Origin of the sequence: Sporolactobacillus shoreae (genome assembly GCF_004684935.1) — a bacterium.
Lineage (GTDB): Bacteria > Bacillota > Bacilli > Bacillales > Sporolactobacillaceae > Sporolactobacillus > Sporolactobacillus shoreae.
The window spans coordinates 1-26,420 of record NZ_SRJD01000021.1 but is presented as its reverse complement, the minus strand read 5'-3'; the positions used below and the strand labels follow the sequence as shown (position 1 = coordinate 26,420).

The 26,420-nt window shown below is 48.5% G+C and carries 27 protein-coding genes and 1 riboswitch; of the genes, 22 read left to right on the top strand and 5 right to left on the bottom strand.

The genetic code is table 11. The features are described 5' to 3' along the window. The first annotated feature begins 46 nt into the window (after window positions 1-46). The gene (locus E4665_RS14695) at window positions 47-547 is read left to right on the top strand and encodes a GNAT family N-acetyltransferase (protein WP_167815218.1); all 501 of its coding nucleotides are present in this window, start codon (window positions 47-49) and stop codon (window positions 545-547) included. Between the two features lie 572 nt (window positions 548-1,119). Here E4665_RS14695 and tlp read toward each other — a convergent pair. Both tlp and cynS read right to left on the bottom strand, forming a co-directional pair. Beyond that, entirely contained in the window at window positions 1,120-1,353 is a 234-nt protein-coding gene (gene tlp / locus E4665_RS14690) for a small acid-soluble spore protein Tlp (protein WP_135349552.1), read from the bottom strand. Between the two features lie 84 nt (window positions 1,354-1,437). Continuing rightward, a complete protein-coding gene (gene cynS, locus E4665_RS14685; RefSeq protein ID WP_241654889.1) occupies window positions 1,438-1,929 on the bottom strand; it encodes a cyanase in 492 nt (163 codons plus the stop codon). 166 nt (window positions 1,930-2,095) lie between these two features. On the opposite strand from cynS, the gene E4665_RS14680 reads away from it, so the two are divergent. Genes E4665_RS14680 through E4665_RS14670 form a run of 3 tightly spaced genes read left to right on the top strand, consistent with a single transcriptional unit; the run spans window position 2,096 to window position 4,461 of the window. Continuing rightward, window positions 2,096-2,992, top strand: a complete 897-nt coding sequence (locus E4665_RS14680; protein WP_135349551.1) for an ABC transporter ATP-binding protein — start codon at window positions 2,096-2,098, stop codon at window positions 2,990-2,992. Then, the gene (locus E4665_RS14675; protein WP_135349550.1) at window positions 2,992-3,798 is read left to right on the top strand and encodes an ABC transporter permease subunit; all 807 of its coding nucleotides are present in this window, start codon (window positions 2,992-2,994) and stop codon (window positions 3,796-3,798) included. The genes E4665_RS14680 and E4665_RS14675 overlap by 1 nt, the downstream gene beginning before the upstream one ends. Further along, window positions 3,799-4,461: a TetR/AcrR family transcriptional regulator gene (locus E4665_RS14670; protein WP_135349549.1), complete on the top strand. Its 663-nt coding sequence runs from the start codon at window positions 3,799-3,801 to the stop codon at window positions 4,459-4,461. A 92-nt stretch (window positions 4,462-4,553) separates the two neighbouring features. On the opposite strand, the gene E4665_RS14665 is transcribed toward E4665_RS14670, so the two are convergent. Further along, on the bottom strand, window positions 4,554-4,826 hold the full coding sequence (locus E4665_RS14665; protein WP_135349548.1) for a hypothetical protein: 273 nt from the start codon (window positions 4,824-4,826) through the stop codon (window positions 4,554-4,556). Between the two features lie 116 nt (window positions 4,827-4,942). Beyond that, window positions 4,943-5,947, bottom strand: coding sequence for a D-2-hydroxyacid dehydrogenase (locus E4665_RS14660; protein WP_135349547.1), 1,005 nt, complete (start codon window positions 5,945-5,947; stop codon window positions 4,943-4,945). A 229-nt stretch (window positions 5,948-6,176) separates the two neighbouring features. On the opposite strand from E4665_RS14660, the gene E4665_RS14655 reads away from it, so the two are divergent. Continuing rightward, window positions 6,177-6,428, top strand: coding sequence for a hypothetical protein (locus tag E4665_RS14655; RefSeq protein WP_135349546.1), 252 nt, complete (start codon window positions 6,177-6,179; stop codon window positions 6,426-6,428). 285 nt (window positions 6,429-6,713) lie between these two features. On the opposite strand, the gene adhE is transcribed toward E4665_RS14655, so the two are convergent. Next, on the bottom strand, window positions 6,714-9,317 hold the full coding sequence (gene adhE / locus E4665_RS14650; protein ID WP_135349545.1) for a bifunctional acetaldehyde-CoA/alcohol dehydrogenase: 2,604 nt from the start codon (window positions 9,315-9,317) through the stop codon (window positions 6,714-6,716). Between the two features lie 309 nt (window positions 9,318-9,626). On the opposite strand from adhE, the gene E4665_RS14645 reads away from it, so the two are divergent. The 17 genes from E4665_RS14645 (at window position 9,627) to purD (ending at window position 26,034) form a co-directional block, all read left to right on the top strand. Continuing rightward, window positions 9,627-10,115: a GNAT family N-acetyltransferase gene (locus E4665_RS14645; protein WP_135349544.1), complete on the top strand. Its 489-nt coding sequence runs from the start codon at window positions 9,627-9,629 to the stop codon at window positions 10,113-10,115. A 35-nt stretch (window positions 10,116-10,150) separates the two neighbouring features. Continuing rightward, window positions 10,151-10,657, top strand: a complete 507-nt coding sequence (locus E4665_RS14640) for an immunoglobulin-like domain-containing protein (RefSeq protein WP_135349543.1) — start codon at window positions 10,151-10,153, stop codon at window positions 10,655-10,657. 264 nt (window positions 10,658-10,921) lie between these two features. Then, a complete protein-coding gene (locus E4665_RS14635; RefSeq protein ID WP_135349542.1) occupies window positions 10,922-12,241 on the top strand; it encodes an NCS2 family permease in 1,320 nt (439 codons plus the stop codon). Window positions 12,242-12,396: 155 nt separating this feature from the next. Then, entirely contained in the window at window positions 12,397-12,675 is a 279-nt protein-coding gene (locus E4665_RS14630; RefSeq protein ID WP_135349541.1) for a hypothetical protein, read from the top strand. 88 nt (window positions 12,676-12,763) lie between these two features. Next, entirely contained in the window at window positions 12,764-13,003 is a 240-nt protein-coding gene (locus tag E4665_RS14625) for an NETI motif-containing protein (protein WP_135349540.1), read from the top strand. A gap of 72 nt (window positions 13,004-13,075) precedes the next feature. Further along, window positions 13,076-13,177: riboswitch (purine riboswitch) on the top strand. Between the two features lie 157 nt (window positions 13,178-13,334). Further along, complete coding sequence (gene purE / locus E4665_RS14620; RefSeq protein WP_135349539.1) at window positions 13,335-13,823, top strand: 5-(carboxyamino)imidazole ribonucleotide mutase; 489 nt, start codon at window positions 13,335-13,337, stop codon at window positions 13,821-13,823. Beyond that, window positions 13,820-14,971: a 5-(carboxyamino)imidazole ribonucleotide synthase gene (gene purK, locus E4665_RS14615; protein WP_135349538.1), complete on the top strand. Its 1,152-nt coding sequence runs from the start codon at window positions 13,820-13,822 to the stop codon at window positions 14,969-14,971. Before purE ends, purK begins: the two co-directional genes overlap by 4 nt. Further along, window positions 14,968-16,266, top strand: coding sequence for an adenylosuccinate lyase (gene purB, locus E4665_RS14610; protein ID WP_135349537.1), 1,299 nt, complete (start codon window positions 14,968-14,970; stop codon window positions 16,264-16,266). The genes purK and purB overlap by 4 nt, the downstream gene beginning before the upstream one ends. 47 nt (window positions 16,267-16,313) lie before the next feature. Next, entirely contained in the window at window positions 16,314-17,024 is a 711-nt protein-coding gene (gene purC / locus E4665_RS14605) for a phosphoribosylaminoimidazolesuccinocarboxamide synthase (RefSeq protein ID WP_135349536.1), read from the top strand. Continuing rightward, the gene (gene purS / locus E4665_RS14600) at window positions 17,021-17,272 is read left to right on the top strand and encodes a phosphoribosylformylglycinamidine synthase subunit PurS (RefSeq protein WP_135349535.1); all 252 of its coding nucleotides are present in this window, start codon (window positions 17,021-17,023) and stop codon (window positions 17,270-17,272) included. The genes purC and purS overlap by 4 nt, the downstream gene beginning before the upstream one ends. Beyond that, window positions 17,269-17,961, top strand: a complete 693-nt coding sequence (gene purQ, locus E4665_RS14595; protein ID WP_135349534.1) for a phosphoribosylformylglycinamidine synthase subunit PurQ — start codon at window positions 17,269-17,271, stop codon at window positions 17,959-17,961. The genes purS and purQ overlap by 4 nt, the downstream gene beginning before the upstream one ends. Next, the gene (gene purL, locus E4665_RS14590; RefSeq protein WP_135349533.1) at window positions 17,942-20,164 is read left to right on the top strand and encodes a phosphoribosylformylglycinamidine synthase subunit PurL; all 2,223 of its coding nucleotides are present in this window, start codon (window positions 17,942-17,944) and stop codon (window positions 20,162-20,164) included. The genes purQ and purL overlap by 20 nt, the downstream gene beginning before the upstream one ends. Continuing rightward, the gene (gene purF, locus E4665_RS14585) at window positions 20,140-21,567 is read left to right on the top strand and encodes an amidophosphoribosyltransferase (RefSeq protein ID WP_135349532.1); all 1,428 of its coding nucleotides are present in this window, start codon (window positions 20,140-20,142) and stop codon (window positions 21,565-21,567) included. The genes purL and purF overlap by 25 nt, the downstream gene beginning before the upstream one ends. A gap of 11 nt (window positions 21,568-21,578) precedes the next feature. Beyond that, window positions 21,579-22,619: a phosphoribosylformylglycinamidine cyclo-ligase gene (purM, locus tag E4665_RS14580; protein WP_135349531.1), complete on the top strand. Its 1,041-nt coding sequence runs from the start codon at window positions 21,579-21,581 to the stop codon at window positions 22,617-22,619. Next, a complete protein-coding gene (gene purN / locus E4665_RS14575; protein ID WP_135349530.1) occupies window positions 22,609-23,178 on the top strand; it encodes a phosphoribosylglycinamide formyltransferase in 570 nt (189 codons plus the stop codon). The genes purM and purN overlap by 11 nt, the downstream gene beginning before the upstream one ends. A 17-nt stretch (window positions 23,179-23,195) precedes the next feature. After that, entirely contained in the window at window positions 23,196-24,740 is a 1,545-nt protein-coding gene (gene purH, locus E4665_RS14570) for a bifunctional phosphoribosylaminoimidazolecarboxamide formyltransferase/IMP cyclohydrolase (protein WP_135349529.1), read from the top strand. 25 nt (window positions 24,741-24,765) lie between these two features. After that, a complete protein-coding gene (purD, locus tag E4665_RS14565) occupies window positions 24,766-26,034 on the top strand; it encodes a phosphoribosylamine--glycine ligase (RefSeq protein ID WP_135349528.1) in 1,269 nt (422 codons plus the stop codon). Window positions 26,035-26,420: the final 386 nt, after the last annotated feature.

Below are 26,420 nucleotides of genomic sequence, written 5' to 3'. Positions count from 1 at the left end.
AAACCAACATAGCAAAAAATGAACGATGCGTCAGGAGGCACTACTCATGATTCAATATGAACCGTTAACTGAAAATGATGCGTCCGCATACAGGGAGCTGCGTCTTGAAGCGTTGATGAAGAATCCGGAAGCGTTTGCTTCGGAATATGGTGTTGAGATCCAGAACTCTCTGTTCGAATTTGAGGAGCGGCTGTCAAGAGAGCATGCCATTACAGTCGGCGCTTTTGATGGCAACAATCTGATCGGCATCGTGACGCTGGTCAAGGAAACGCTGCCTAAGATGCGCCATCGGGCAACGCTCGAAGCCGTTTATGTTAAGCCGGAATACAGAGGCCAGAGGATTTCTGCCCAAATGATCGAAAGATTGATGGAGATCGCAAAGGATGAAGGAATTGTGAAAAAATTTTATCTGTATGTCATGGTTTCAAATAGACAGGCCATCAGCGCATACGAAAAAATGGGCTTTTCGATCTACGGGGAAGACAAGGAAGCCATGTGGGAGGGCGATCACTATGTCGATGAGTACCTCATGGCACGGTTTATTTAATTTAAGGCTTTGTTAAACTTCTCTGTTGTTTTTCGCTCCAGGCGCTCGCTTTCCGCGGGCGATCCGTGAGCCTCCTCACTCGGTACCCTCGTTGCGGGGTCTCACCAGGCTCGCTGATCCCGCAGGAGTCTCGCGCCTTCCGCTCCAATCAACGAAGGGCAAAAACAACATTGAATTGAAACGTAGCCTAATTTAAAGAAAATAAATTGTCATAATGGACAGCAAATAGGAACTGCACAAAAAAGTGTCATCATCACTTCTTCAGGGGTATCTGGGGAATGGATTCACTCATATTGCCAATAAAAGAGCCATTTCAATGAACTTTGAACCCGTATCAATAAAAAAATAAACTCTATCAATAAAAATCCATCATTTATCGATAAGACGTACATCCTTATCAATAAAAACGAGAACAGTATCAATAAAACTCAATTTTCAGAGCATATTTACCCATTCATATTGTGCGGCAGAACGACTTTCATGCTCAGAGTTATACATATATAGAAGAAAAAGTGCAATTAGTCCATTAAAAAAGCGCCAACCACAAACTGGGCTGGCGCCGCGATCGTTCTTTAAAATTTTCCGGTTTTGCTGTAAGCGGATTCGTCATTGATTTCTTCACGAAGGCCGTTAATGCTTTCTTCACGTCGCTTATTTTTTTCGAGAATCTGCTGCTTTTCTTCTTCATTCATTTCTTCGCCATGCGTTTTGATGTAGTCCTTGGAATCATCAATGTTCTGCAGTGTATGGCCGATATTGCGCGCAATTTTATCCACATTATCCGAACGGTCATCTGGTTTTGCCATTATAATCCCTCCTCAACAAGTCGTTTCTAGCTTGCCTCAGGATGATGGGATTATGCAGCAGAAGTCCAATGATTTTACCGGGCTTCAGAACGTTTTATATTTCAAAAATTTCCCGTTCAGCGTGATGACGACACGGTCGCCATGCGGGTCCTCTTCTTTGTCCAAATCCATTTTAAAATCGATTGCGCTCATGATACCGTCGCCGAATTTCTCATGAATCAGCGCCTTAATGGTGTCGCCATACACGAGAACAATTTCATAAAGCCGGTAAATCGTCGGATCGGTCGGTGGCGTACTGAAATTAGCACCGCGAAAGGGGATGGATTTCAAGTCATTTTCGACTTCAATCGGCAGATCAAGCAGATCGGCGACCGCTTTTGCCTGCTCAGGGCTTAATGTCTGCTGACCATAGAGAGCGGCTGTGCAGAATACTTCTGAACAGCCGGCCGCTTCCGCAATTTGTGCAAATGTAAGTTCCTTTTTCTCTTTTGCCTCTAAAATGGTCTGTGTTGCATCTGAAAAAGCTATGCTGACATTGCCTCCTGATTGTTGGTTTATTAGCCACAAAAATGTCACAATGATTGACAGTTCAAGAATAGCACTCTGACTGAAAATCGATGAAGTAATGGAAGATAATCTGCCAAACTAATTCATGGCTCTAATTATTGACCGACTGGTCAATACATGATATATTGACGTTGACCAATCGGTCAATGCAGAAATGAATAGGAGATGACAGGTGATGCCAGTCATTGAACTAAACAATATCAGTAAATATTTTGGAAAGTTTGCGGCGGTCAAGGAGCTGTCGCTGGTTGTGGAAGAAGGAGAATTCTTCGGTTTTATCGGACCAAACGGCGCGGGAAAATCGACCACGATGAATATGATCCTGAATTTTATTAAACGAAACGGAGGCAGCGTCAAATTGCTCGGGCAGGACATGCCGGGAGCAGACGTTGTCGTGAAGAAAAAAATTGGTTATGTACCAAGCGATGTCCGCTTTTATCCGCAGCTCCGCGTGCATGACCTGATCCGCTATACGCTTGATTTCCATCACATGAAAGAAGACAAACAGGAACTGGAGCATTATTGTGAACTTTTTGAGGTGGATCTGAAGAAGAAATTCGGTGACCTCTCACTCGGGAATAAGAAGAAGGTCGCCGTCATCTGTGCAATGATTCACCACCCTGAACTGTTGATCCTGGACGAACCGACGAACGGGCTGGATCCACTGATGCATGCGCGGCTGTTCCGGTTAATGAAAGAGAAACAGGAGCAGGGCACAACCGTTTTCTTGTCCAGCCACAATCTGAAAGAAGTCGAAGACTATTGTTCAAAGGTGGCGTTCATCAAGGCGGGGCATCTGATTGGTGTGGAAGATCTGACAGCAATCAATAAAAATGTGAAAATCATTACATTGAAAGGTGAGAATCTGCCCCTTGATCAAATGAAAACGATTGGTGCTGAGCTGATCAAACAAGGGAAGAATGAGGCGCGTTTTTCGTATGAAAAAGAACTGCCTCTCCTTTTTCAGACACTGTCTCATATGGCTCACGGATTGGATGATGTAACGGTCGACAACCGCGACCTCGAAGAACAATTCATGTCTATGTATGAAAATCAGGAGGCGGCGAGATAATGACACTTTTCAGACTGGAATGCAAAACGCATACAAAAACACTTCTTATATGGACGATTGTTGTCGCGCTGCTGACGCTGGGGCTGGTTTCCCTGTTCCCGGCCATGAAGGATATGGGCCTGCAGCAAATGGATCTGAAATCGATGCCGAAAGAAATGCTGAAGGCGTTCAATCTGTCAGATATGGCGGCCTTTGCGACCATAAAAGGTTATTTTGGTTATGAATTTCAGTATGTGATGATTGCGACCGGGATTTTTGCGGCAATGCTTGGTACCAATGCGCTGTCACGCGAAGAATCAGAAGGTACCATTACTTACTTATATGCTCAGCCGATTTCGCGTGCCTCGATCGTTTCATCGAAAATGTTGGCAAACGCGCTGATTTATTCGCTCTACTGGGTTGTTTCGATGGTGGTCGCTTTTCTCGTTTGCTTGATTTTTAAGGAGTCCGGAGCTTCCGTGTCCGATTTGTTTAAAGGTTTTTCTCAGTTGACATTTACCGGATGGATAATGGGTCTGACCTTTCTCGGTGTCGGATTTCTTCTGTCATCGCTGCTTTCATCAAACAAATCGGCAACGTCCCTGTCACTGGGGCTCGTGTTCCTGACGTTTATCCTTGGCGTTGTCGGCAAACTGAAAGATACTTTTAAGACACTCGTCTATTTCTCGCCCGTCGATACCGCGCTGCCCAGTGCGATTTTCAAGAGTGGCATCCAGTGGAATTACGTCTGGACCGACTTGATCGTACTGGTTTTATCCGTGTTGCTGACTTTCTGGATCTATCGCAGGAAGGATCTGAAAGCGTAAATGGAAGAACCCAAAGAAAGTGCAATTCTAACAGCTGCTATTCATGAGTTTGCGGAAAAAGGATTCGAACAGGCCTCAACAAATCAGATTGCGAAAGATGCAGGGGTCTCAAAGGGCCTTGTTTTTCATTACTACGAATCCAAGGAAAAACTTTTTGAAGAGAGTGTCATCTACGCCATCAATTTTTCAATGGAAGAACTGAATTACAATGACTGGAATTTTAAAGGAAATGTGATTGAAAAATTTAAAAAGTACTGCGAACAGGAAATTCAATTTTGTAAAAATTACCCAGATCTTTATCAGCTGGTCCTCGCTGCCTTTACGAGGCCGCCGAAAGAGCTGACGGATAAAATAGTCCACCTGTTTCAAAAAATGGAATCACTTGTTCCCGAATTTTTTCAGAAAATGATCGGAAGTCTGGACTTGAAGGATGATGTCGATCCGGCGACACTTCAGGCCGTGCTGCAGTCCCATTATTACTATTATTCAAATCGATCCATGGGCTACCTAAAAATGCACCCTGAGGCACAAATTGATGAATTGAGGCCTTTTGTCGACCAGTTTCTGGCCATGCTGTCGATGAGTCTGAGAGGCTTGCTGAAAAATGAGAAAGATGTGCTGAATAAGCGTTCATTACTGAAAAGAAAAATCGAAGAAAATTAATGAGAAGTGTGAGAGCAGGATAGGCTGAATGTTGCGGACAAGACTCTGCGCGTTTATTGCAACCCTGCTTTTTTGACTCTTCTTTTGATTCGCTACACTTCCATTGCGGTATTTTGAGTTTCTTCGCGGAGAAGCTCAATTTTGTCCAGAACATCAAAGTACTTGTCTTCAATTTCCTTATGCAGGGATTCAAAACCGGATTTCATCGTGTTTTCTAAGCCGTCCATTCTCTTTCCAAAACCATCCATTCTCTTCTCAAAACCATCCATTCTTGAGTCAAGGCTATCCATTCTTTTATCCAAACCGTTTACGCTGTGTCCGAGTTCTTTGATCGCCTGCATCACCATCTGCAGTTCACTTGACATTATTTCACCTCCCTTTTTAAAGTATATCAGCGAAAATAAAGTTCTGGCAATAGAAAAAAGAGGCCAATTTGCGAACAAACGGTCTCTTTTTTACAACGCTATTGTGTCGCTCACTTTTACTTTGCAGCATGAAGGGAATGAACTTGATTCTCGCTCGTTCCGGTTGACAGCACATCGACGACGCTGTTCAGTCCGCCTTCGACAATATTCTTAATCGCAGTTGTCGTATAGAAACCGACGTGAGGCGTCAGCACAACCTGATCCAGATCAATCAGCTTCTGCAGGCGTGGGTTGACACCCTTGCCGCTCAGATCCTGGTTAATAAAGCTTTCATCTTCGAAAGTGTCCAGCGCAGCTCCGGCAATTTCATGATTTTCAAGCGCTTCGATTAAATCGTCGGTGTTCACAAGGCCACCACGCGCAATATTGATCAGAACAGCGTCCTTTTTCATCAACTTCAATGTGTTGTGATTGATCATATGGGCGGTCGAGTCCAGAAGTGGTGTATGCAAAGAGACAATGTCCGCTTCTTTCAGCACGTCTTCAAGGGTCGGACGATAGTCAAGAAGGCCGCTTAATTGACTGTTCGGATAATAATCAAATCCGATGATCCGCGCGCCTAGACCTTTAAAAAGCTGAGCAGCAGTTGCCCCGATTCGCCCGGTGCCGATAATCCCGACCGTAAGCGTTCGGATTTCACGCGAGATCAGGCCCTCCCAGCGAAAATCATGATGTGTGATCCGTTTGCTGAACTGGGGAACGTGGCGAACAAGCTGCATCGCTTGAGCAACGGCGAGTTCAGCTACGGCATAAGGTGAGTACGCGGGAACATTGGTGACAATTAGCCCGTTTTTCTCCGCTTCATTCAGATCAATCATATCGAAACCAGCTGTGCGGGTTGCAATCTGCCTGATACCGAATTCTTTCAACTTTTGGTAAACGTCAGGATTCTCGATCCTAACAGGCTGCTGAATACAGATGCCATCGTAGCCTTTGACCTGTTCAACCGTGTCGATGGAAAGAATATCGGGAGTGGTATCCACTTCAATTTTATGCTGCTCCGACCAGTGGCGGATCGCTTCTTCCTCATCTTTGATTGCATGAAAGAGTAAAATTTTCATCAGATATTTCCCCCTTTTTTAGACTGGCTGCAACTGTGAATTAATTCACGTTCAGTTTAATTGAATTTTATATTATTGTAAACGATTCCAGTTTAAAGCATATATGCTTTGAAGGATAAAAGCAGAAAAGCCGGCCATTCATTTTTTCACATGAGTCGGCAGGTAAAGGGATTGAGCCTGTGACTATCGAAATTCTTTTAGGGAGTAAAATCAATTGGGAGGGATTGAGGTGACATCCTGGGATTATTTCTGGACTTTTGCAAGTCCTGTTATGGATACCGCGGTTATCATTGAGGTACTCTTATCCGTGTTCTTGTTTTGGAAAAATCAGCTTGTCCTATCTATAATCTGTGCTGTGCTGACTTTAGCTTTTTCAATCCTTGCCCTTTTTTCTGTTGGAATTTATGCGCTTATTATTGCTTGGATTCAGCTGGCAGGCGTCCTGTTTTTGCTCAAAAAAAGGAAAAATAAGGATTTCTGAAAATGAAATGCAGGTGAAACTGTTTGTGGAAACTACTTGACTATTGGATGAGAATCCCAAGAATATACAAAAGAACCTTCTTAATAGCAATCGAACTCTTCTGTCTGGGCTATCTGCTGGTGACAGGTCTGAGGAACCTGATCACGGAAACCCTTCTTACATTCTGCGTTGCTGCGGTATCCGCACTGGTGATTTTGGTAGTCATATTTTATGACAGCCGGCGGAAATAGCGGTAAAAAAATATCCTTCCGCAAAAAGGGAAGGATAGAAGACTTCAAATAGTTCTCAAACGCCTTTGAAAGCCTGACGATAAATTTCTGCTAATTCTGGTACAAGAGGAAGTTTCGGGTTGGCGGTCGTACACTGGTCTTCAAAAGCCTTGTCGGCAAGCCGGTCGACCGCTTTTTCAAAGGCTTCTTTGCTGACGCCGTTAGCCTCAATACTTGTCGGGATGTTCAGCTCTTTTTCCAGCTTGATGATCGCCTGAACGAGATTTTCGACGCCTTCTTCAGTCGTTTTTCCGGGAACACCGATGATCCGGGCGATTTCTGCGTAACGCTCATCGGCGATGAAGTGGCGGTATTTCGGGAATGCCGCGAATTTCGTTGGCTTTGTCGCGTTGTAGCGGACGACATGCGGCATCAGGATTGCGCAGCAGCGGCCGTGCGCCAGATGGAATTCGTTCCCGAGTTTGTGCGCCAGGCTGTGGTTGATTCCTAAGAATGCATTTGAGAAAGCCATACCGGCGACCGTCGCTGCGTTGTGCATTTTCTCCTTCGCAATTTTGTCGCTGCTGTCCTTATAGGAACGCGGAAGATATTGGAAAACCAGCTGGATCGCTTTGATGCAAAGCCCGTCGGTAAAATCGTTGGCCATGTTGGAAACATACGCTTCAAGCGCGTGTGTCAGTACATCCAGCCCTGAATCCGCAAGCACACGTGGAGGGACAGTCATCACAAATTCCGGATCGATGATCGCTACGTTTGGTGTCAGCGCATAGTCCGCGAGCGGATACTTCATGTCATTTTCTTTATCGGTGATGACTGAAAAAGAGGTTACTTCTGATCCCGTTCCCGATGTTGTCGGGATAGCGACAAATTTCGCTTTCTGCCCCAGATTCGGGAACTTGAAAACCCGTTTTCTGATATCCAGGAATTTCTGTTTTAATCCGAAAAAGTCGGTTTCCGGGCTTTCATAGAAGAGCCACATGCCTTTAGCGGCATCCATTGCTGAGCCCCCGCCGAGCGCAATAATTACATCCGGCTCGAATTTCTGCATCATTTCCGTGCCCTTCATCACTGTAGCCACTGAAGGATCCGGTTCCACATCTGAAAAAATTTCATAATGAATCGGATTCGGCCGTTTTCTCAGAAAATGGAGCACACGATCGACGTAGCCGAATTTGACCATCCCCGGATCTGTGACGATAAATGCGCGCGAGATATCCGGCATCTGAGACAGATAGTTGGTCGAATTTTTTTCAAAATAGATTTTCGGCGGTACTTTGAACCACTGCATGTTGTTTCTCCTGTTTGCCACGGTTTTGATGTTGATCAGATTAGCTGTTCCGACATTGGTCGAGACAGAATTTCCACCATAAGTGCCGCAACCGAGTGTCAGCGACGGGATGAAGTGGTTGTAAATGTCGCCGATTCCGCCGAGAGAAGAAGGCGCATTGACAATAATCCGTCCGACCTTCACGCGGCGGGCAAACGCATCAAGCACAGACTGATCATTGGAGTGGATCACAGCCGAGTGGCCGCTGCCTCCAAAGGCGATCATTTCTTCAGTGCGTTCAAACCCTTCCTCGGTTGTTTTTGCCTTGTAGCAGGCCAGAACAGGGCTGAGTTTTTCCCTTGACAGCGGGGATTCAGGGCCTACGGTCTTCAGCTCTGCGATCAAAATTTTTGTATCACTAGGAACGGTAACGCCCGCAAGCCCGGCAATGAATGAGGCCGACTTGCCGACGATCTGCGGATTGACCGCGCAGCGCCGTTCATCAATCACCAGCTTCTCGACCTTTTTCTTTTCTTCCGTGTTGAGGAAATAGCACTTATTGCTGATCAGTTCCTGTTTCACTTCGTCATAGATCTGCTGGTCGATGATGACGGCCTGTTCGGATGCGCAGATCATGCCGTTATCAAACGTCTTGGAGAGGATTAGGTCGTTGACTGCCTGCTTGATGTCTGCGGTTTTTTCAATATAGCATGGTACGTTGCCGGGTCCGACGCCGATTGATGGCTTTCCGGAACTGTACGCTGCCTTGACCATGCCGGGACCGCCGGTTGCCAGAATCAGCGAGACGCCCGGATGGTGCATCAGCTGCTGTGTCGCTTCAATCGACGGTGTTTCGATCCACTGGATACAGTTTTCCGGGGCGCCCGCTTTGACAGCGGCGTCAAGTAGAATCTTGGCTGCGGCGCTGCTCGATTTCTGTGCCGATGGATGGAAGGCAAAGATAATCGGATTTTTGGTTTTAATCGAGATCAGCGATTTGAACATCGTGGTAGATGTCGGATTGGTTACAGGTGTCACGCCGGCGATGACCCCGACAGGTTCCGCAATCTGCACGATTTCCTCATACGAATCTTCAGAAATGATGCCAACGGTTTTATTATTTTTAATGGAGTTGTAGATGTATTCGGTTGCAAAAATGTTCTTGATGATCTTATCTTCATATACACCACGCTTTGTTTCATCAACGGCCATTTTTGCCAGCTTCATATGCTGATCAAGGCCCGCAAGTGCCATCTGCCGGACAATTTCATTAATCTGTTGCTGATCGAGAGGGCGGAATGCTTCTGCTGCCTTTTGCGCATTTGCGACAAGCTGGCCAATCGTTGTTTCCAATGTTTCGGGTTGATTCAGATTTTTTTCCTCAATTGCCATTATTTTTTCCTCCTCAGATAGGTTTTAAGAAGAAAATATATTGTGAAACTTTTCACATATATAATTTAATCGATTTTCTTCAGATATTCAATCAGAAAGAAACCGCTGTCATCAATTATTAATAAATTAGTGAACACTTTGTGAAAACGGTTTCTTAATCCCGAACCTCAATGAAGTTGGGGGCTTCAGAAAAAATACAAATTAGAGATATGATATAATTTTTATTGGAACGTGTGTTCTGACTGGAGAGAAAACAACAGTGACGGTAAGAGCCTGCTGTTTGGCTCACTAAAAGGGGGAGGGCTATTTATGGGAGAAATAAATGGTCATGAAGTCAGGCTTGCTTTCTACTCGCATTCATATGAGCGGGCTATCGAGGATTACGTGATCCGGGAAATTCAATTCACGGCTCATCCACGGGAGGCACTGGAACAGTGTATGAGAGAAGGGGAGAGACACGCTGTTCTGATTCTACACGGTTCTTTGCTTGTCGGATTTTTTGTCTTACATACGTGGGCCGGTGCGAAGAAGTACAGTGAAAATCGGCGGGCATTGCTTTTACGGGCTTTCTCGGTCGACAGTCGGTTTCAGGGCAAGGGATATGGGAAACAAGCGTTGGCTTTGCTGGATGATTTTATTAAATTGCATTTTCCGGACGTCAATGAAATCGTGCTGGGTGTCAATCATGCTAATGTGCGCGCTCAGCAGCTTTATCTGCATCACGGATTCTCGGATACCGGAAGAAGGGTTATCGGCACACACGGCGAACAGTTTGTTTATCATAAAAAGATGGGCTGATGGTTGACACTCTATGTGATTGGGAGCTGTAAAGGATGAAACAAATAATCGGTTCCATTTTGCTGACAGTTGCTGTAATGATTCTTTCGGGGTGCGGTCACTCATTACTGAATCCCAGTCCAAACATTGCGTCCTCAGGCAAAGGTGGATCCGAGCCTGAGTATTCAAAGCTTAAGCTGACTGACTATAAGACTGACAAAATGAATCAGAACGCAAATATTGTTTTGACGGTGGGGACAAAATTCATCCCCACCGGTTCAACATCCATTACAGTAACCATTGAGAATAAAACCAATCACAAAATCGGATACGGAGCGCTTTACCAGATTGAAACAATGGAAAACGGAAAATGGTATCAGTTACCGTTCCGGAAAGATGTGTCTTTTAGTTTGATCTATAAGAACTTGAATCCTTTGCAATCAGACCGGGCAATGGTCTCTATAACGACGGATACACTCCAGTTTCCTCTGAAAAAAGGAAAATATCGAATCGTTAAAGAAATCGATCAACAGATTTTTTCCGCTGAGTTTGAACTTCTGTAATAATTCCGAACAATCATCATTTAAATAACTATAATGTTCGTTATTTGTTTGACGTTTTTGTGAATCCCCTGCTATAATGAGCTAGAGAAAAGTGTTTCTCTCTCTCAGAGAGTTATTGAAAAATTTTTCCCGGATCTGCTGATTAGTTTTCAGCCTTTATTTTGGCGCTTCGGAATATGGGAGCCTTTTTCTTTTTTCGTTATTAATCAGTGAGGAAAAACAAACAATGAATCATGAGGGAGCTACTCAAAGAGGAGGATTATTGTGAAAGAAAATTGGTTATCACGTTACTTTCAGTTCTCGGAACTGAATACGACATTGGGCCGTGAATCATTGGCGGGACTGACGACTTTTATTTCCATGGCGTACATACTTTTCGTCAATCCGCTTGTTCTGAAGAATGCCGGAATGGATCCGAACGCTGTATTTACAGCAACGGCGATTTCCAGCGCACTGGGCTGCCTGATTATGGGTATTGCCGCTAAGTACCCAATTTCCATTGCCCCTGGTATGGGTGTCAACGCGTTCTTCGCTTTTTCTGTTGTTATTGGCATGAAAATTCCGTGGCAGACGGCTCTTGCCGGTGTTTTCATTGCTGCTGTGATCTTCTTCCTGATTACTGTTTTCAAGATTCGCGAAATGATTATCAACGCGATCCCGCAGAGCCTCAAGCTTGCGATGGCTGCCGGCATCGGACTGTTTATCGCATTTATTGGTTTGCAGGAAGGCGGACTGATTGTCAAAGATCCGAGCACACTCGTTAAATTCAATCAGCTAACAAGCGGCATGACCTGGCTGACGATCTTTGGCCTGATCGTAACGATTATTTTAATGGTAAGAAAGATTCCGGGTTCAATTTTTATCGGTATGGTATTAACCTCCATTGTCGGAATGATTTTCAAACTCGTTCCGCTTCCCTCAAGCGTCGTTGCAACTCCGCCGAGTCTTGCTCCGACATTCGGTGTGGCGATCACTCATATTGGTGACATTAATTCAATCCAGCTTGCGATTGTCGTTCTGACATTCCTGCTTGTTACTTTCTTTGATACTGCGGGTACACTGATCGGCCTCGCGGAGCAGGCCGGATTCATCAAAGACAACAAAATGCCGCGTGTCGGCCGGGCTCTGCTTGCAGACTCCAGTTCAATGCTCGTCGGCTCCGTACTCGGTACCTCACCGACCTCTGCATATATTGAATCATCAACCGGTATCGCAGTCGGCGGCCGGTCCGGTTTTACCGCAGTTGTTACCGGCGTTTTGTTTCTGCTTGGCCTGTTCTTCTCGCCGCTGCTCGCAGTTGTCACTTCACAGGTCACTGCGCCGGCTTTGATTATTGTCGGTGTATTAATGGCTTCGGCACTGAAACAGATTGAATGGGATAAGTTTGAAATTGCTGTGCCTGCATTCTTGACCGTACTTGGTATGCCGCTGACTTACAGCATTTCCGACGGCATCGCACTTGGATTTGTAACTTACGTCATTACAATGGTTGCCGCAGGAAAATGGAAAAAGATTCATCCGATCGTTTATATTCTGTTCGTTATTTTCCTTATTTTCTTCTGGGCACTGTTCGTGAAGCAATAATTAGCAAAACAACACTCAAATTTAGTTTTTTAAAAAATTCCTTCTCCTTTTACTCGGGGAAGGAATTTTTTTGTTTGAGAATAAGGTGAAACTGCATAGCTCGCCTCCTTCAAAGCCAAGCTAAAGATAACCTGATCAAAAGGACGTGATTTCTGATGGCTGGTTTAATTCTGGCTCTTTTATTCTGGCTAGCGGGATTCGGACTGCTCGCTGCGGGCTATGTTTTTACCGTCAAGCTTAAATCGGCGGGTAAGCACTTGCTGGAGCATGCCGATCATGAGAAAGGCAAAGACAACTCGGCCAGCATTGCGATGACGATCGAAGGCAAAATTCTGGAATATATTCCGCTCTACCTAATCCATATGGCGACGGGGGTAGCAGGATCGCTGCTGATCGCGATGGGCTTTGTGGCGTTAGCTTTTTATGCACACTGATTAATGAACGTCGCACATAATTGCTGCCCTAGGCCAGACAAATTGTTATAATCAATTGTACTGATGCATTTTGGTGGTGGGTTGGAAATTGAAAAAAGGTAAGAAAAGTTCAAAGGATAATCAAGCGCGGCAGTCGGCGAAAAAAGCATTCATTGTCGGTGAAAATGAAACAATAGACGCGTGTCTTGACCGGATGAAAAAGGAAGGCTATCAGCCAATCATGCGTACCAGCCGCCCGATTTTCCGTGAAGGAAAGTCAGGACCGGAAGTGATCGGAAGGCACTGCGTGATTGAAGGACGCCTGTCTGTTGCAAAAGGCGAACAATAGATTGTTAATGTTAAATGAATGTTCGATTATCGGGTTGACACGTTTTGAATAATACTGATATGATTGGAGTATCAAAAAAGAAAAGCGAACCCTCATATATTTTTGGGAATATGGCCCAACTGTTTCTACCCGGCGACCGAGAATTGCCGGACTATGAAGGGGAAATAAAAACGTTTTGTTTTTGCGAACCGCTGCCCGCGGTTTCTGGACCAGACGGTTTGTTTTCTCTTTAACAGAGAGAATCAGCTGTTCTGGGCTTTTTTATGTCCACATAATTAGAAGTGCTCAAAAAGCGTACCATTGCTTTTTGAACCCGTTTTGAGGAGGCAGTATGGTGAGTAACGCAGCGGTTGGTGTCGTAATGGGAAGCAGTTCAGACTGGGAGACAATGAAAAACACCTGCACCATTCTGGACGCTATGGAAATACCGTATGAGAAAAAAGTTGTTTCGGCACATCGCACGCCGGATCTGATGTTCCGGTATGCCGAAACGGCGAGAGAACGCGGTTTGAAAGTAATTATCGCAGGTGCGGGCGGTGCGGCGCATCTGCCGGGGATGATTGCGGCAAAGACGACACTACCGGTGATCGGTGTCCCGGTGCAGTCGCATGCGCTGAACGGCATGGATTCTCTGCTTTCGATCGTTCAGATGCCGGCGGGTATCCCCGTGGCAACCGTCGCGATCGGAAATTCCGGGGCGACCAATGCCGGGCTTCTTGCCGCACAGTTTCTGTCGGCGTTCGATGCGGCGCTGGCGGACAAACTTGATGCCTATCGCGCGTCACTGGAAAAGAAAGTAAAGGAAAGTGATTTAAAGTGAAACAGAAAACCATTTTGCCCGGACAGACTATAGGCATACTGGGAGGCGGCCAGTTGGGCCGGATGATGGCGATTGCCGCGAAAGAGATGGGCTATCGCGTCGCCGTTCTTGATCCGACGGAGGACTGTCCGTGCGCCCAAGTTGCCGACACTGCGATTGTCGCCGAATATGACGATCCGGAAGCGGCAAAGAAAATGGCGGAATGCGCGGATGTTGTCACTTATGAATTTGAAAACGTGGATGTTCAGACAGCGGATTATCTCCAGGAACACAGTTATCTGCCTCAAGGCTGGCATCTGCTTGAAATTACAAAGGACAGGCTCAACGAAAAAGCGGCGATTCACGAAGCGGGTCTGCCGGTTGTTCCCTACCTTCCCGTCAGAAGTCAAGAAGAGCTGAAAGCGGCGATCGCCGAGATCGGTTTTCCTTCCGTATTGAAAACGACGGAAGGCGGCTACGATGGAAAAGGGCAGTACGTGCTTCATTCAGAAAAGGATCTGCAGGAAGCTCTTCCATATATTGGTAAAACACCTTTTGAACTTGAAAAATGGCTTCCTTTTGAAAAAGAAATTTCAGTCATCGTTGTACGCAGCACGACCGGGGAAACATCCGTCTTTCCGGTTGCTGAAAACATACATCGGCATAATATCCTGCATCATACGCTTGTGCCGGCGAGAATCCCGGACGCACTCCGTAAAGAGGCAACGCAGCACGCGCTGCACCTTGCGGAAGCCCTCCATCTCGTCGGCACGCTTGCTGTCGAAATGTTTGTCGGCACGGATGGTAAGGTGTACGTCAATGAGACGGCGCCACGGCCGCACAACTCCGGGCATTTTTCAATCAATGCCTGTGACACGTCGCAGTTCGAGCAGCATATCCGCGCCATTTGCGGCCTGCCGCTCGGCAGCACAGCGCTTCTGAAACCGGTCATTATGGTCAACATTTTAGGTGAGCATGTTCATCCGGTATTGGATAAGATCTCGCTTTTATCCGATGCGCACCTTCATCTGTACGGTAAGGATGAAGCCCGGACCGGTCGGAAAATGGGTCACCTGAACATCCTTGGCGATTCAGTGCAAGATGTGATCGACAAAGCAGAGAGATTAGGGATATGGAAAATTGAACAGGAAGTGGGTTGGAATTCATGATTGATCGTTACACACGCCCGGAAATGGGCGCGATCTGGACGGAAGAAAACAAATACAAAGCCTGGCTTGAAGTCGAGCTTCTCACCTGTGAAGGCTGGTCTGAAATCGGTGAAATTCCGAAAGAGGATTGCCAGAAGTTGAGGGAGAAGGCAGCTTTTACAGTTGATCGCGTTCATGAAATCGAACAGATCACACGTCATGATGTCGTCGCTTTTACCCGCACTGTTTCAGAGTCGCTTGGTGCGGAAAAGAAATGGGTTCATTACGGACTAACCTCAACGGATGTCGTTGATACGGCCCAGTCCTATCAGCTCAAACAATGCAATGATCTTTTATTGAAAGACATCGAACATTTTATTGAAGTGATTCGCGAGAAAGCGAAAAAATATAAAAACACGATTATGATGGGCAGAACGCACGGTGTTCACGCCGAACCGACCACTTTCGGGCTGGTGATGGCGCTCTGGTATGAAGAAATGAAACGCAACCTTGCCCGCTTTAAGGATGCTGCGGAAGATATCCGCGTCGGCAAGCTGTCCGGATCGGTCGGCACCTACGCGAACATCGATCCTTCCGTTGAAGAATATGTCTGCGAGCATCTTGGATTAAAGGCTTCGCCCATTTCAACCCAGGTGCTGCAGCGCGACCGCCATGCACATTATATGGCAACGCTGGCTTTGATCGCGACGTCGATTGAAAAATTCGCCGTCGAAATCCGTGGCCTGCAACGCTCGGAAATCCGTGAAGTGGAAGAAGGCTTCGCCAAGGGTCAGAAAGGCTCTTCATCGATGCCGCACAAGCGCAACCCGATCGGTTCTGAAAATATGTGTGGGATGGCGCGTGTGATCCGCGGCTATATGCTGGCCGCCTATGAGGACGTGCCGCTCTGGCATGAACGTGATATTTCTCATTCGTCCGCAGAGCGTGTGATTCTTCCAGACGCGACGATCGGCCTTGACTATATGCTGCACCGTTTCTCGAATATTCTTGAGAACCTGACCGTGTTCCCGGAAAACATGCGCCGGAACATGAAGCGGACTTTTGGCCTTCCATTCTCTCAGCACGTCATGCTCGCCCTGGTTGAAAAAGGACTGAGTCGGGAGACGGCATACGACATTGTTCAGCCGAACGCGATGAAATCCTGGGAAACCGAAACACCGTTCAGAGAATTGCTTGAAAAGGATTCACGAGTCACAGAAAACCTATCACCTGCGGAACTGGACGCCTGCTTTGATGAAACGTATCACCTGAAAAATGTCAATCTAATTTTTGAACGCCTCGGCCTGAACGACTGATCCGCTTCGGAATTTTTTGTACATCCTATTAAAAAGAGGTAGAAACCATGAGCGAGTTATTGTATGAAGGCAAAGCAAAAAAAATGTTTTCAACGGACGATCCCAATGTCCTGCGCGTGGAATACAAAAATGATGCGACTGCTTTTAACGGCAAGAAGAAAGCCGTATTTCAGGGCAAGGGCAGACTGAACAATGCCATCTGCACCAAAATTTTTCATGTGCTTCAGGAAAACAATCTGCCGACGCATTTCATTGATAAAATTTCTGAAACGGAGCAGCTGGTCAAAGCGGTATCGATCGTTCCAATTGAAGTTGTGATCCGTAACGTGGTGGCCGGCAGTCTGGCTAAACGCTTCGGCCTTGATGAAGGCGTCTCGCTCGGCAGAACCATTATCGAATTTTATTACAAAAGTGATGAACTGGGCGACCCGATGATTAATGATGATCACGCCCTGGCTCTTAAAATTGCTACGGAAGAAGATCTGGCTGAGATCCGCCGCCAGGCGCTCAAGGTCAATGACGTGCTTCAGAGCCTTTTCTCGGAAGCTGGCATTCTGCTTGTCGATTTCAAGCTGGAATTCGGCAAACTGAAATCAAACGGCGCCCTTGTACTTGCCGACGAGATTTCTCCGGACAGCTGCCGCCTCTGGGATAAGGAAACACACGAGAAGCTGGACAAAGACGTGTTCCGCCGCAATATCGCTGATCTGCCGGAGACTTATGAAAAACTTCTGAGCCGACTGGAGGCCGTCAAATGAAAAAGGTGAAGGTGTTCATTACTTTAAAGGAAAGCGTGCTGGATCCTCAGGGACAGGCTGTGATGCAGTCACTTCACAACATGGATTATCAGAACGTTAAAGATGTCCGCATCGGGAAGTACATCGAACTCGAAATGGAAGATTCGGCTGACGTTGCGGAGCAGGTCGACGCGATTTGTGACAAACTGCTGGCCAACACTGTGATTGAAAACTATCGCTATGAAATCGAGGAGGAGGTCCACTCGTGAAAACCGCGGTCATTGTTTTTCCCGGATCGAACTGTGATCAGGACATGTACTATGCGATCAAGGACGGGCTCGGCGAAGAAGTGGAATATGTCTGGCACGCGGAAACATCGCTTGACGGTTTCGACGCGGTCATGATCCCTGGCGGCTTTTCCTATGGCGACTATCTGCGGTCGGGCGCGATTGCCCGGTTTGCGGGGATCATGCCTGCCGTTATTGAGGCAGCTAAAGCCGGCAAACCGGTCCTCGGTGTCTGCAACGGCTTCCAGATCTTGCTTGAAGCCGGCCTCCTTCCCGGCGCGATGCTGAAAAACAAGCACCTCAAGTTCATCTGTGAAACCGTGCATCTCAAAACGGAAAATAACGAAACACTTTTTACTTCCTTATACAAAAAAGACGAAATCATCCGCATTCCGATTGCACACGGTGAGGGAAACTATTACTGCGATGATGAAACGCTGCAGGGACTGAGGGACAACCATCAGATTGTTTTCACCTACGACGGTGAAAATCCGAACGGATCACGCGCGGACATTGCGGGGATTATCAATAAAGCCGGCAATGTGCTTGGGATGATGCCTCATCCAGAACGTGCGGCAGACGCCCTGCTCGGAAGCGATGACGGGCTGCGCCTGTTTCAGTCAATCTTGAACCACTGGAGGGAATCTGCTCATGCCGCTTACACATCTTGAACCGTCACCAGAACAGATTGAACAGGAAAAAATTTATCGGACCATGGGCCTGACGGAAGACGAATACGTCGAAGTTAAAAGGTTGCTCGGACGCAAACCGAACTACACGGAAACTGGTTTGTTCTCCGTGATGTGGTCGGAGCACTGCAGCTATAAAACATCCAAGCCGCTACTCAAACAGTTCCCGACAAGCGGAAAACGCGTGCTTCAGGGACCGGGAGAGGGCGCAGGAATTATTGACATCGGTGACGGCCAGGCGGTCGTTTTCAAGATTGAAAGTCACAATCACCCGTCCGCGATCGAACCTTACCAGGGCGCGGCGACTGGCGTCGGCGGCATTATTCGCGATGTCTTCTCAATGGGCGCGCGGCCGGTTGCGCTGCTGGATTCACTCCGCTTCGGCGATCTGAACAATTCGCGTGTACGCTACGTGTTTGAAGAGGTCGTCAGCGGCATTGCCGGATATGGCAACTGCATCGGCATTCCAACCGTCGGCGGCGAGCTGCAGTTTGATGACTGCTACAACGGCAACCCGCTTGTCAACGCGATGTGCGTCGGCATCATGAATCATGAAGATATTCAGGTCGGCCAGGCGCGTGGCATCGGAAATACGGTGATGTACGTCGGCGCGAGTACAGGTCGCGACGGTATCAACGGCGCCACCTTCGCATCGGAAGAGATCTCGGACAAATCCGATGAGAAGCGCTCGGCTGTCCAGGTCGGCGACCCGTTCATGGAAAAATTGCTCGTCGAAGCCTGCCTCGAACTGACCAAGCACGAAGCGCTCGTCGGCATCCAGGACATGGGCGCGGCTGGACTTGTTTCTTCAGCTAGTGAAATGGCGGCCAAGGCCGGTGTCGGTATCCACATGAACCTGGACCTGATTCCGCAGCGTGAAACAGAAATGACGCCTTATGAAATGATGCTCTCGGAATCCCAGGAGCGCATGCTGATCGTCATCAAAAAAGGCAGCGAGGAAGAAATCAAAGCCATTTTCGCCCGCTGGGGACTCCACGCGGTTGCTGTCGGCGAAGTCATCGAGGAAGAAGTGCTCCGTCTCGAACATAAAGGACAGATTGTGGCCGAAGTACCTTCGGACGCACTGGCATCTGCCCCGGTCCGCCATATGCCGTCCAAGGTGCCGGCTGAATACACGGACAATCAGGCAGCACCTGTCTGGATTCCGGTGATTGAGGATTATGCAGGCACGATTAAAAAATTGCTCGTTCAGCCGACACTCGCTTCAAAGGACTGGGTGACCCGCCAGTATGATTACATGGTTCAGACCAATACGGTTGTGGCACCTGGTTCAGATGCAGCCGTGGTCCGTGTGCGCGGCACAAAGAAGGGCCTTGCAATGACGACAGATTGCAACGCTAAATATTTGGCACTTGATCCCCTTGTCGGAGGCAAAATTGCGGTGGCCGAAGCGGCACGCAATATTGTTTGCTCCGGTGCTGTACCGCTCGGTATTACAGACTGCCTGAACTTCGGAACACCGGAAAATCCGGAAGTCTTCTGGGAAATGGAAGAGTCGGTCAAAGGTATGGCTGAGGCGTGCAAAGTACTGGAGACACCGGTCATCAGCGGCAATGTTTCTCTCTATAACGAAACGGATCATGAGGCAATTGATCCGACACCAGTTGTCGGAATGGTCGGTCTGGTCGAAGATCTGGACCGCGTGGCAACCGTCTCCTTTAAAAATGAAGGCGACGCTGTTTACGTGGTTGGGCAGGCGGCCCCGGAATTCGGTGGCAGCGCCCTTCAGATCATGTTTGAGGGCAAAGCAAGCGGCAAGCCGCCGGTGCTCAATCTGGAACTGGAGAAAAAACGCCAGTCGCAGGTTCTCGCGGCCATTCAATCCGGACTTGTTTCTTCGGCTCACGATATTTCTGAAGGAGGACTCGCCGCGGCAATCGCTGACGCAGTCTTTGGCACCTCACTTGGCGCGGATCTTCATTTCACTACGGATCCGGCGGTGGAACTGTTCTCTGAAACTCAGTCGCGGTATCTCATCTCTGTACCTGAAGCATCGATGAAAGCATTCGAATCGGCTGTGGACGGCGCTGTGCTTGTCGGCAGAGTCACCCGCAACGATAAAATCACTCTTGAATTTGCATCGGACACTGTCACTTTGGATCGGCCGGAACTTGAAAAAGACTGGAGAGGAGTCCTGTCATGCATTATGTCGGCAAAGAATTAAACGAAGAGTGTGCGGTATTCGGTATCTGGGGACATGAGCATGCGGCGCAGCTGACATACTACGGGCTTCACAGTATGCAGCACCGCGGCCAGGAAGGTGCGGGGATCGCCGTAACAGACGGAAAGCATATCTACGACCACAAAGGACTTGGCCTTGTCAACGATGTTTTTGACCATGAGAAACTCGAATATCTGAATAATAAAGGTTTTGCGGCGATCGGCCATGTCCGCTACTCGACACAAGGCGGCAACAGCTACGCCAATGTACAGCCGCTGGTTTTCCGTTCGCAGAAGGATTCACTGTCGATTGCCCACAACGGCAACCTGGTTAACGCCCACAAGCTGAAGGGCGAACTCGAGGAGCGGGGCAGCATTTTTCAGACGACTTCGGACACCGAAGTCATTGCTCACCTGATCAAACGCGATTATTCCGATAATTTTCTTGAAAGCCTGAAGCACGCACTGTCGGTCATTAAAGGCGCCTATGCGCTCGCGATGCTGACGGAGCACCAGCTGATTGCCGCACTGGACCCGAATGGCCTGCGCCCTCTGTCACTCGGCAGGCTGGGCAATGCCTGGGTCATCGCTTCTGAGACCTGCGCGTTTGACCTGATTGGTGCTACTTTTGTCCGCGACGTCAACCCGGGTGAGATTATCATTATTGATAATGACGGGCTTCGTTCCGAATTTTTTACAAATCATGCGGAACCCGCTATCTGCAGTATGGAATATATTTATTTCTCCCGTCCGGACAGCAACATTCAGGGTATCAATGTCCACGCTGCCCGCAAAAGTCTGGGACGGATGCTGGCTCAGGAAGCGCCAGTCGAAGCGGATGTGGTCACTGGTGTGCCGGACTCAAGCATTTCCGCTGCGATTGGCTATGCCGAAGCAACCGGTATCCCTTATGAACTGGGTATGATCAAGAACCGTTATGTCGGCCGTACGTTTATTCAGCCTTCACAGGAATTGCGTGAACAAGGCGTTAAAATGAAACTCTCTGCGGTACGTGCGATTGTCGAAGGAAAGCGTGTCGTCATGGTCGATGATTCGATCGTCCGCGGCACAACAAGCCGACGGATTGTCGGCATGCTGCGCGATGCCGGAGCGACCGAAGTTCATGTCCGGATCAGTTCGCCACCGATTACGCACCCCTGCTTTTATGGGATTGATACATCAACCTCATCCGAACTGATCGCTTCAAAGCACTCGGTTGAGGAGATTCGCAAGGAAATTGGCGCCGATTCGCTGGTTTATCTGAGTGTCGACGGCCTTATGCAGGCAATCGGCCGCGATCCCGCACTGAAGAACTGCGGCCAGTGTCTGGCTTGCTTCACAGGAAAATATCCCACGGAGATCTATCCGGATACTGTTTTGCCGCATGAAAAAGAACTGCTTGTCTGAGGAGGATCGGAATGGCTGGGGCATATAAAAAAGCCGGCGTAAATGTTGAAGCTGGCTATGAGACGGTTGACCGCATCAAAAAGCATGTTCGGCGTACGTTCCGCCCGGAAGTCATCGGCGGGCTCGGCGGCTTTGGCGGGGCGATCGACCTGTCGAAGATGGCTATTAAAGAACCCGTGCTGGTTTCCGGGACGGATGGTGTCGGAACGAAACTGATGGTTGCTTTTGCAACCGGCCGCCACGATACGGTAGGAATTGATGCGGTAGCGATGTGTGTTAACGACATTATCACTCAAGGCGCAGAACCGCTTTATTTTCTTGATTACATGGCCTGTGGCGCACTTAAACCTGAAAAGGCGGAAGCGATTGTCAAAGGCATCGCGAATGGCTGTGCCCAGGCCGGCTGCGCGCTGGTCGGCGGAGAAACGGCGGAAATGCCAGGTATGTATCAGGGCGAAGACTACGACATTGCCGGATTCGCTGTCGGGGTTGTTGAGAAATCCAAAAGAATCACGGGTGATCAGATCAAGCCGGGCGACAAGCTGATCGGCCTGGCGTCAAACGGAGTCCACAGCAACGGGTTCTCGCTGGTTCGCAAGCTTGTCGCTGGGGCGAGGGTTGATTTTGGCGATGCCTATGCCCCTGAACCTCAGCTTACAGTTGGTGAAGAGCTGCTTAAGCCGACACGTATTTACGTCAAACCTGTGCTTGAGCTAATGAAATCCGTGGATGTCCGCGGATTGTCCCACATCACAGGAGGCGGCTTTTATGAAAATGTGCCGCGGATGTTTCCTGAAGGTCTGGGCGCTGAGATCGATACGACATCCTGGCCGCTGCCGGATGTTTTCGGCTGGCTAAAGCAGCTCGGAGACTTGGAGACTGATGATATGTTCCATACCTTTAATATGGGGATTGGCATGGTGCTCGCCATAGCGCCGGAGGACGAACAGCAGACGGTTGAAAAACTGAAGGAGCTCGGCGAGACCCCCTATGTGATCGGCCATGTGATTGAAAAACAAGGATTGACGCTGGTGACTCATCATGAAGCATAATATAGCCGTTTTCGCATCCGGAAACGGGACCAATTTTCAGGCGATTAAAGAAGCGGTTGATCGCGGTGACATTGCGGCGAACGTAACACTGATGGTCTGCGACCAACCGGGAGCTGCTGCGATCGACCGCGCGGAGAAGGCCGGTGTCGACACTTTGGTCGTTTCTCGCAAGGATTATCCGACGAAACGCGCATTTGAAGAAGAGATTGTCGCAGCGTGCAAAACGCACACTATCGATTTCATTTTTCTCGCAGGTTACATGAGACTGCTTGGCAAAACGCTGCTTGAAGCTTATCCGCACCGGATCGTCAATATCCATCCGGCACTGCTTCCGTCTTTTACGGGACTGGACGCCATCGGGCAGGCCTTCCGCAAGGGAGTTAAAATCACCGGTGTGACGGTGCATTACGTAGATGAGGGCATGGATACAGGACCGATTATCGCCCAGGCGGCGGTACCGGTCAAAGACGACGACACCATTGACACGCTTGAAGCGCGTATTCATGAAACCGAACACCAGCTTTATCCTCAAACGATCGCGAAAATGCTCGCAGAATAATGAAGGGAAGTATCAAAGTGGCAAAACGTGCCTTAGTAAGTGTTTCAGACAAAACAGGACTCATCGAATTCGTAAAAAAATTAGTGGATGCCGGAATTGAAATCATTTCAACCGGCGGGACAAAAAAGGCAATTGAAGCGGCTGGCCTTCCTGTCCAATCGGTCAGCGACGTCACAGGCTTCCCCGAGATTCTGGACGGGCGTGTGAAGACACTTCACCCGGCGATTCATGGTGGCCTTCTGGCTGTGCGCGACAAAAAAAACCATATGGACGCTATTGCAGAACACGGCATTCAGCCGATCGATTTTGTTATTGTAAACCTCTATCCTTTTAAAGAAACGATTTCAAAACCGGGTGTCGCCTATGATGAGGCGGTCGAAAATATCGATATCGGTGGTCCGAGCATGCTTCGCTCGGCGGCAAAGAACCACAAGAGCGTCACGGTTGTCTGCGATCCGGCCGATTATGATCTTGTTGCGGAAAGCCTGGACGAAAATGCTGACGTTCCTTTTGAACTGAAACAGAAACTGGCAGCAAAAGTTTTCCGTCACACGGCCGCTTATGACGCGCTGATTGCCGACTACTTTACGAAGCAGACTGGTGAGGTATTCCCTGAAAAACTGACGATCACTTACGAAAAGAAACAAGGCCTGCGTTACGGTGAAAATCCGCATCAGATGGCGGCTTTTTATAGTGAACCGATTGAAAATGAAGCGACGATCGCCGCGGCGAAACAGCTGCATGGGAAAGAGCTTTCTTACAACAATATTCGCGATGCAGATGCGGCGCTTGGTATTGTCAAAGAATTCAAGGAACCGGCAGCGGTAGCGGTTAAGCATATGAATCCGTGCGGTATCGGTACCGGGGCGAATGTTAATGAAGCTTACGATAAAGCCTATGAGGCCGATCCGGTTTCTATTTTCGGTGGAATTGTTGCTCTGAACCGAGAAGTGGACGCAGAACTGGCGGAAAAACTGCACAGCATTTTTTTGGAAATTGTCATTGCGCCTTCATACTCGGATGAGGCCATTGCCATTCTTGAGAAAAAGAAGAAAAATCTGCGTCTGCTTCAGGTAAAAATGACAGACGACGCTCAGGATTTTGTTCAGTATACATCCGTACGTGGCGGCATGCTTGTTCAGGATTTGGATACTAAAGGCTATGAAGATATCGAGGATAATTTGAAAGTGGTCACGGAGCGCAAACCGACGGAAGAAGAAATGGAAAGCCTGAAGTTTGCCTGGACGATTGTCAAGCACGTCAAGTCCAACGCGATTGCCCTCGTTAATCATGGCCGGATGGTCGGCATGGGCGGCGGACAGACAAACCGTGTCGGCGCAGCGAAAATCGCGCTTGAAGAAGCAGGTGAAAAAGCGAAGGGTGCTGTTCTTTCATCTGACGCATATTTCCCAATGAACGACACGGTTGAGGAGGCTGCGAAAGCAGGCATTACGGCGATTATCCAGCCGGGCGGATCGATCCGCGACCAGGAATCAATCGACATGGCGAACAAATATAACATTGCCATGGTTATGACCGGCATGCGTCATTTCAAACACTGATTGCTGCTGAGAGGAGACTCCAAACATGAACATTCTGATTGTCGGCGGCGGTGGCCGTGAGCATGCTATGGCGTGGAAGACTGCACAGAGCCCGATGGTAGATAAGGTGTATGCGGCGCCCGGAAGTGACGGGATGGCATCGGTCGCCGACTGTGCACCGATCGACGTACTGGATTTTGAAAAACTGGCTGATTTTGCGGAAGCGCATGATGTCAAACTAACGCTGGTGGGTCCGGAAATTCCGCTCGTTGGCGGAATTGTCGACGCTTTTACCGCTAGAGGACTGAAGGTGTTCGGCCCGACAAAAGCTGCGGCACGAATCGAAGGCAGCAAATCTTTCGCCAAGCAACTGATGGAAAAATATCATATTCCGACATCGCACTATCGGTCGTTCACGAATTATCAGCAGGCGAGCGACTATCTTCAGACTGTTGGCGCGCCGATTGTGCTGAAGGCGGACGGTCTCGCCGGCGGTAAAGGTGTCATCGTGGCGATGACGATGGCCGAAGCAGAAGAAGGTCTGAAGGAAATCATGCTGGACCGGAAATTTGCCGACGCCGGCGCCCGGGTTGTCATTGAGGAATTTCTCGAAGGCGATGAATTCTCGCTGATGGCTCTGGTCAACGGGAAAATTGTCACACCACTGGCAATTGCGCAGGATCATAAGCGGGCTTATGAAGGCGACAAGGGTCCGAATACAGGAGGCATGGGTGCCTATTCCCCGGTTCCGCAGATCCCTGATTCAATTGTCAATGAAGCTGTGCGGTCGATTCTGATACCGGCGGCAGAAGGCATGGTTCAGGAAGGATGTCCCTTCACCGGTGTGCTTTACGCCGGACTGATCCTGACAAAGAGCGGCCCGAAAGTGATCGAATTCAACTGCCGTTTCGGCGATCCTGAAACGCAGGTCGTCCTGCCGCGGCTGGAATCTGACTTGATCCAGGTCGTTCTGGATATTCTGGACGGGAAACAGCCTGACCTCGCGTGGTCGAACAAAACAGCAGTTGGTGCGGTACTGGCCTCTAAAGGTTATCCGGGTCCGTATCCGAAGGGTAAAAAGCTGGGCGACCTCAACTCCCTTCCTGAAGACGCGCTGCTGTTCCATGCCGGAACCAGAAAATCCGGTACAGACTGGCTGACCAACGGGGGACGTGTGCTTCTTGTCACGAGACTCGGGGAAGATCTTCGCGCGGCACGCGATGCCGTGAACCATGACCTCAAGAGCATCGAAACGGATGACGTTTTCTTCCGTAAAGACATCGGCCACCGTGCGCTCGCGGCGGCAAGAAAATAACAGATAAGATTTAATCATAAAGAGCCATGGCCAACCATGGCTCTTTTCTTAGAGCTAAATTCGTCTCCTGCTGCCTTCGGGGGACCCCCGATTTTGGTACAAAATCAGAGGGTCCCCCGAAAGTGGCTGGTAAACCCCCGAAAGTGGCTGGTAAACCCCCGAAAGTGGCTGGTAAACCCCCGAAAGTGGCTGGTAAACCCCCGAAAGTGGCTGGTAAACCCCCGAAAGTGGCTGGTAAACCCCCGAAAGTGGCTGGTAAAGGAGTTAGTCTTTTAAGTGGACACGTCAGAATGGGATCCCATATGATTGTACTATCCTAAAAAAGGGCGTGTTCGAAAATGGCTTTTGATTCGGAGTACCGAGAATATGTCGCCAAATTGGTCGTT

Bases quoted from the DNA above. Each gene is read 5' to 3' on its own strand.
- E4665_RS14695 (WP_167815218.1), top strand. From the start codon at position 47: ATGATTCAATATGAACCGTTAACTGAAAATGATGCGTCCGCATACAGG.
- tlp (WP_135349552.1), bottom strand. From the start codon at position 1,353: ATGGCAAAACCAGATGACCGTTCGGATAATGTGGATAAAATTGCGCGC.
- E4665_RS14680 (WP_135349551.1), top strand. From the start codon at position 2,096: ATGCCAGTCATTGAACTAAACAATATCAGTAAATATTTTGGAAAGTTT.
- E4665_RS14675 (WP_135349550.1), top strand. From the start codon at position 2,992: ATGACACTTTTCAGACTGGAATGCAAAACGCATACAAAAACACTTCTT.
- E4665_RS14670 (WP_135349549.1), top strand. From the start codon at position 3,799: ATGGAAGAACCCAAAGAAAGTGCAATTCTAACAGCTGCTATTCATGAG.
- E4665_RS14665 (WP_135349548.1), bottom strand. From the start codon at position 4,826: ATGTCAAGTGAACTGCAGATGGTGATGCAGGCGATCAAAGAACTCGGA.
- E4665_RS14660 (WP_135349547.1), bottom strand. From the start codon at position 5,947: ATGAAAATTTTACTCTTTCATGCAATCAAAGATGAGGAAGAAGCGATC.
- adhE (WP_135349545.1), bottom strand. From the start codon at position 9,317: ATGGCAATTGAGGAAAAAAATCTGAATCAACCCGAAACATTGGAAACA.
- E4665_RS14645 (WP_135349544.1), top strand. From the start codon at position 9,627: ATGGGAGAAATAAATGGTCATGAAGTCAGGCTTGCTTTCTACTCGCAT.
- E4665_RS14640 (WP_135349543.1), top strand. From the start codon at position 10,151: ATGAAACAAATAATCGGTTCCATTTTGCTGACAGTTGCTGTAATGATT.
- E4665_RS14630 (WP_135349541.1), top strand. From the start codon at position 12,397: ATGGCTGGTTTAATTCTGGCTCTTTTATTCTGGCTAGCGGGATTCGGA.
- purE (WP_135349539.1), top strand. From the start codon at position 13,335: ATGGTGAGTAACGCAGCGGTTGGTGTCGTAATGGGAAGCAGTTCAGAC.
- purB (WP_135349537.1), top strand. From the start codon at position 14,968: ATGATTGATCGTTACACACGCCCGGAAATGGGCGCGATCTGGACGGAA.
- purC (WP_135349536.1), top strand. From the start codon at position 16,314: ATGAGCGAGTTATTGTATGAAGGCAAAGCAAAAAAAATGTTTTCAACG.
- purS (WP_135349535.1), top strand. From the start codon at position 17,021: ATGAAAAAGGTGAAGGTGTTCATTACTTTAAAGGAAAGCGTGCTGGAT.
- purL (WP_135349533.1), top strand. From the start codon at position 17,942: ATGCCGCTTACACATCTTGAACCGTCACCAGAACAGATTGAACAGGAA.
- purF (WP_135349532.1), top strand. From the start codon at position 20,140: ATGCATTATGTCGGCAAAGAATTAAACGAAGAGTGTGCGGTATTCGGT.
- purM (WP_135349531.1), top strand. From the start codon at position 21,579: ATGGCTGGGGCATATAAAAAAGCCGGCGTAAATGTTGAAGCTGGCTAT.
- purN (WP_135349530.1), top strand. From the start codon at position 22,609: ATGAAGCATAATATAGCCGTTTTCGCATCCGGAAACGGGACCAATTTT.
- purD (WP_135349528.1), top strand. From the start codon at position 24,766: ATGAACATTCTGATTGTCGGCGGCGGTGGCCGTGAGCATGCTATGGCG.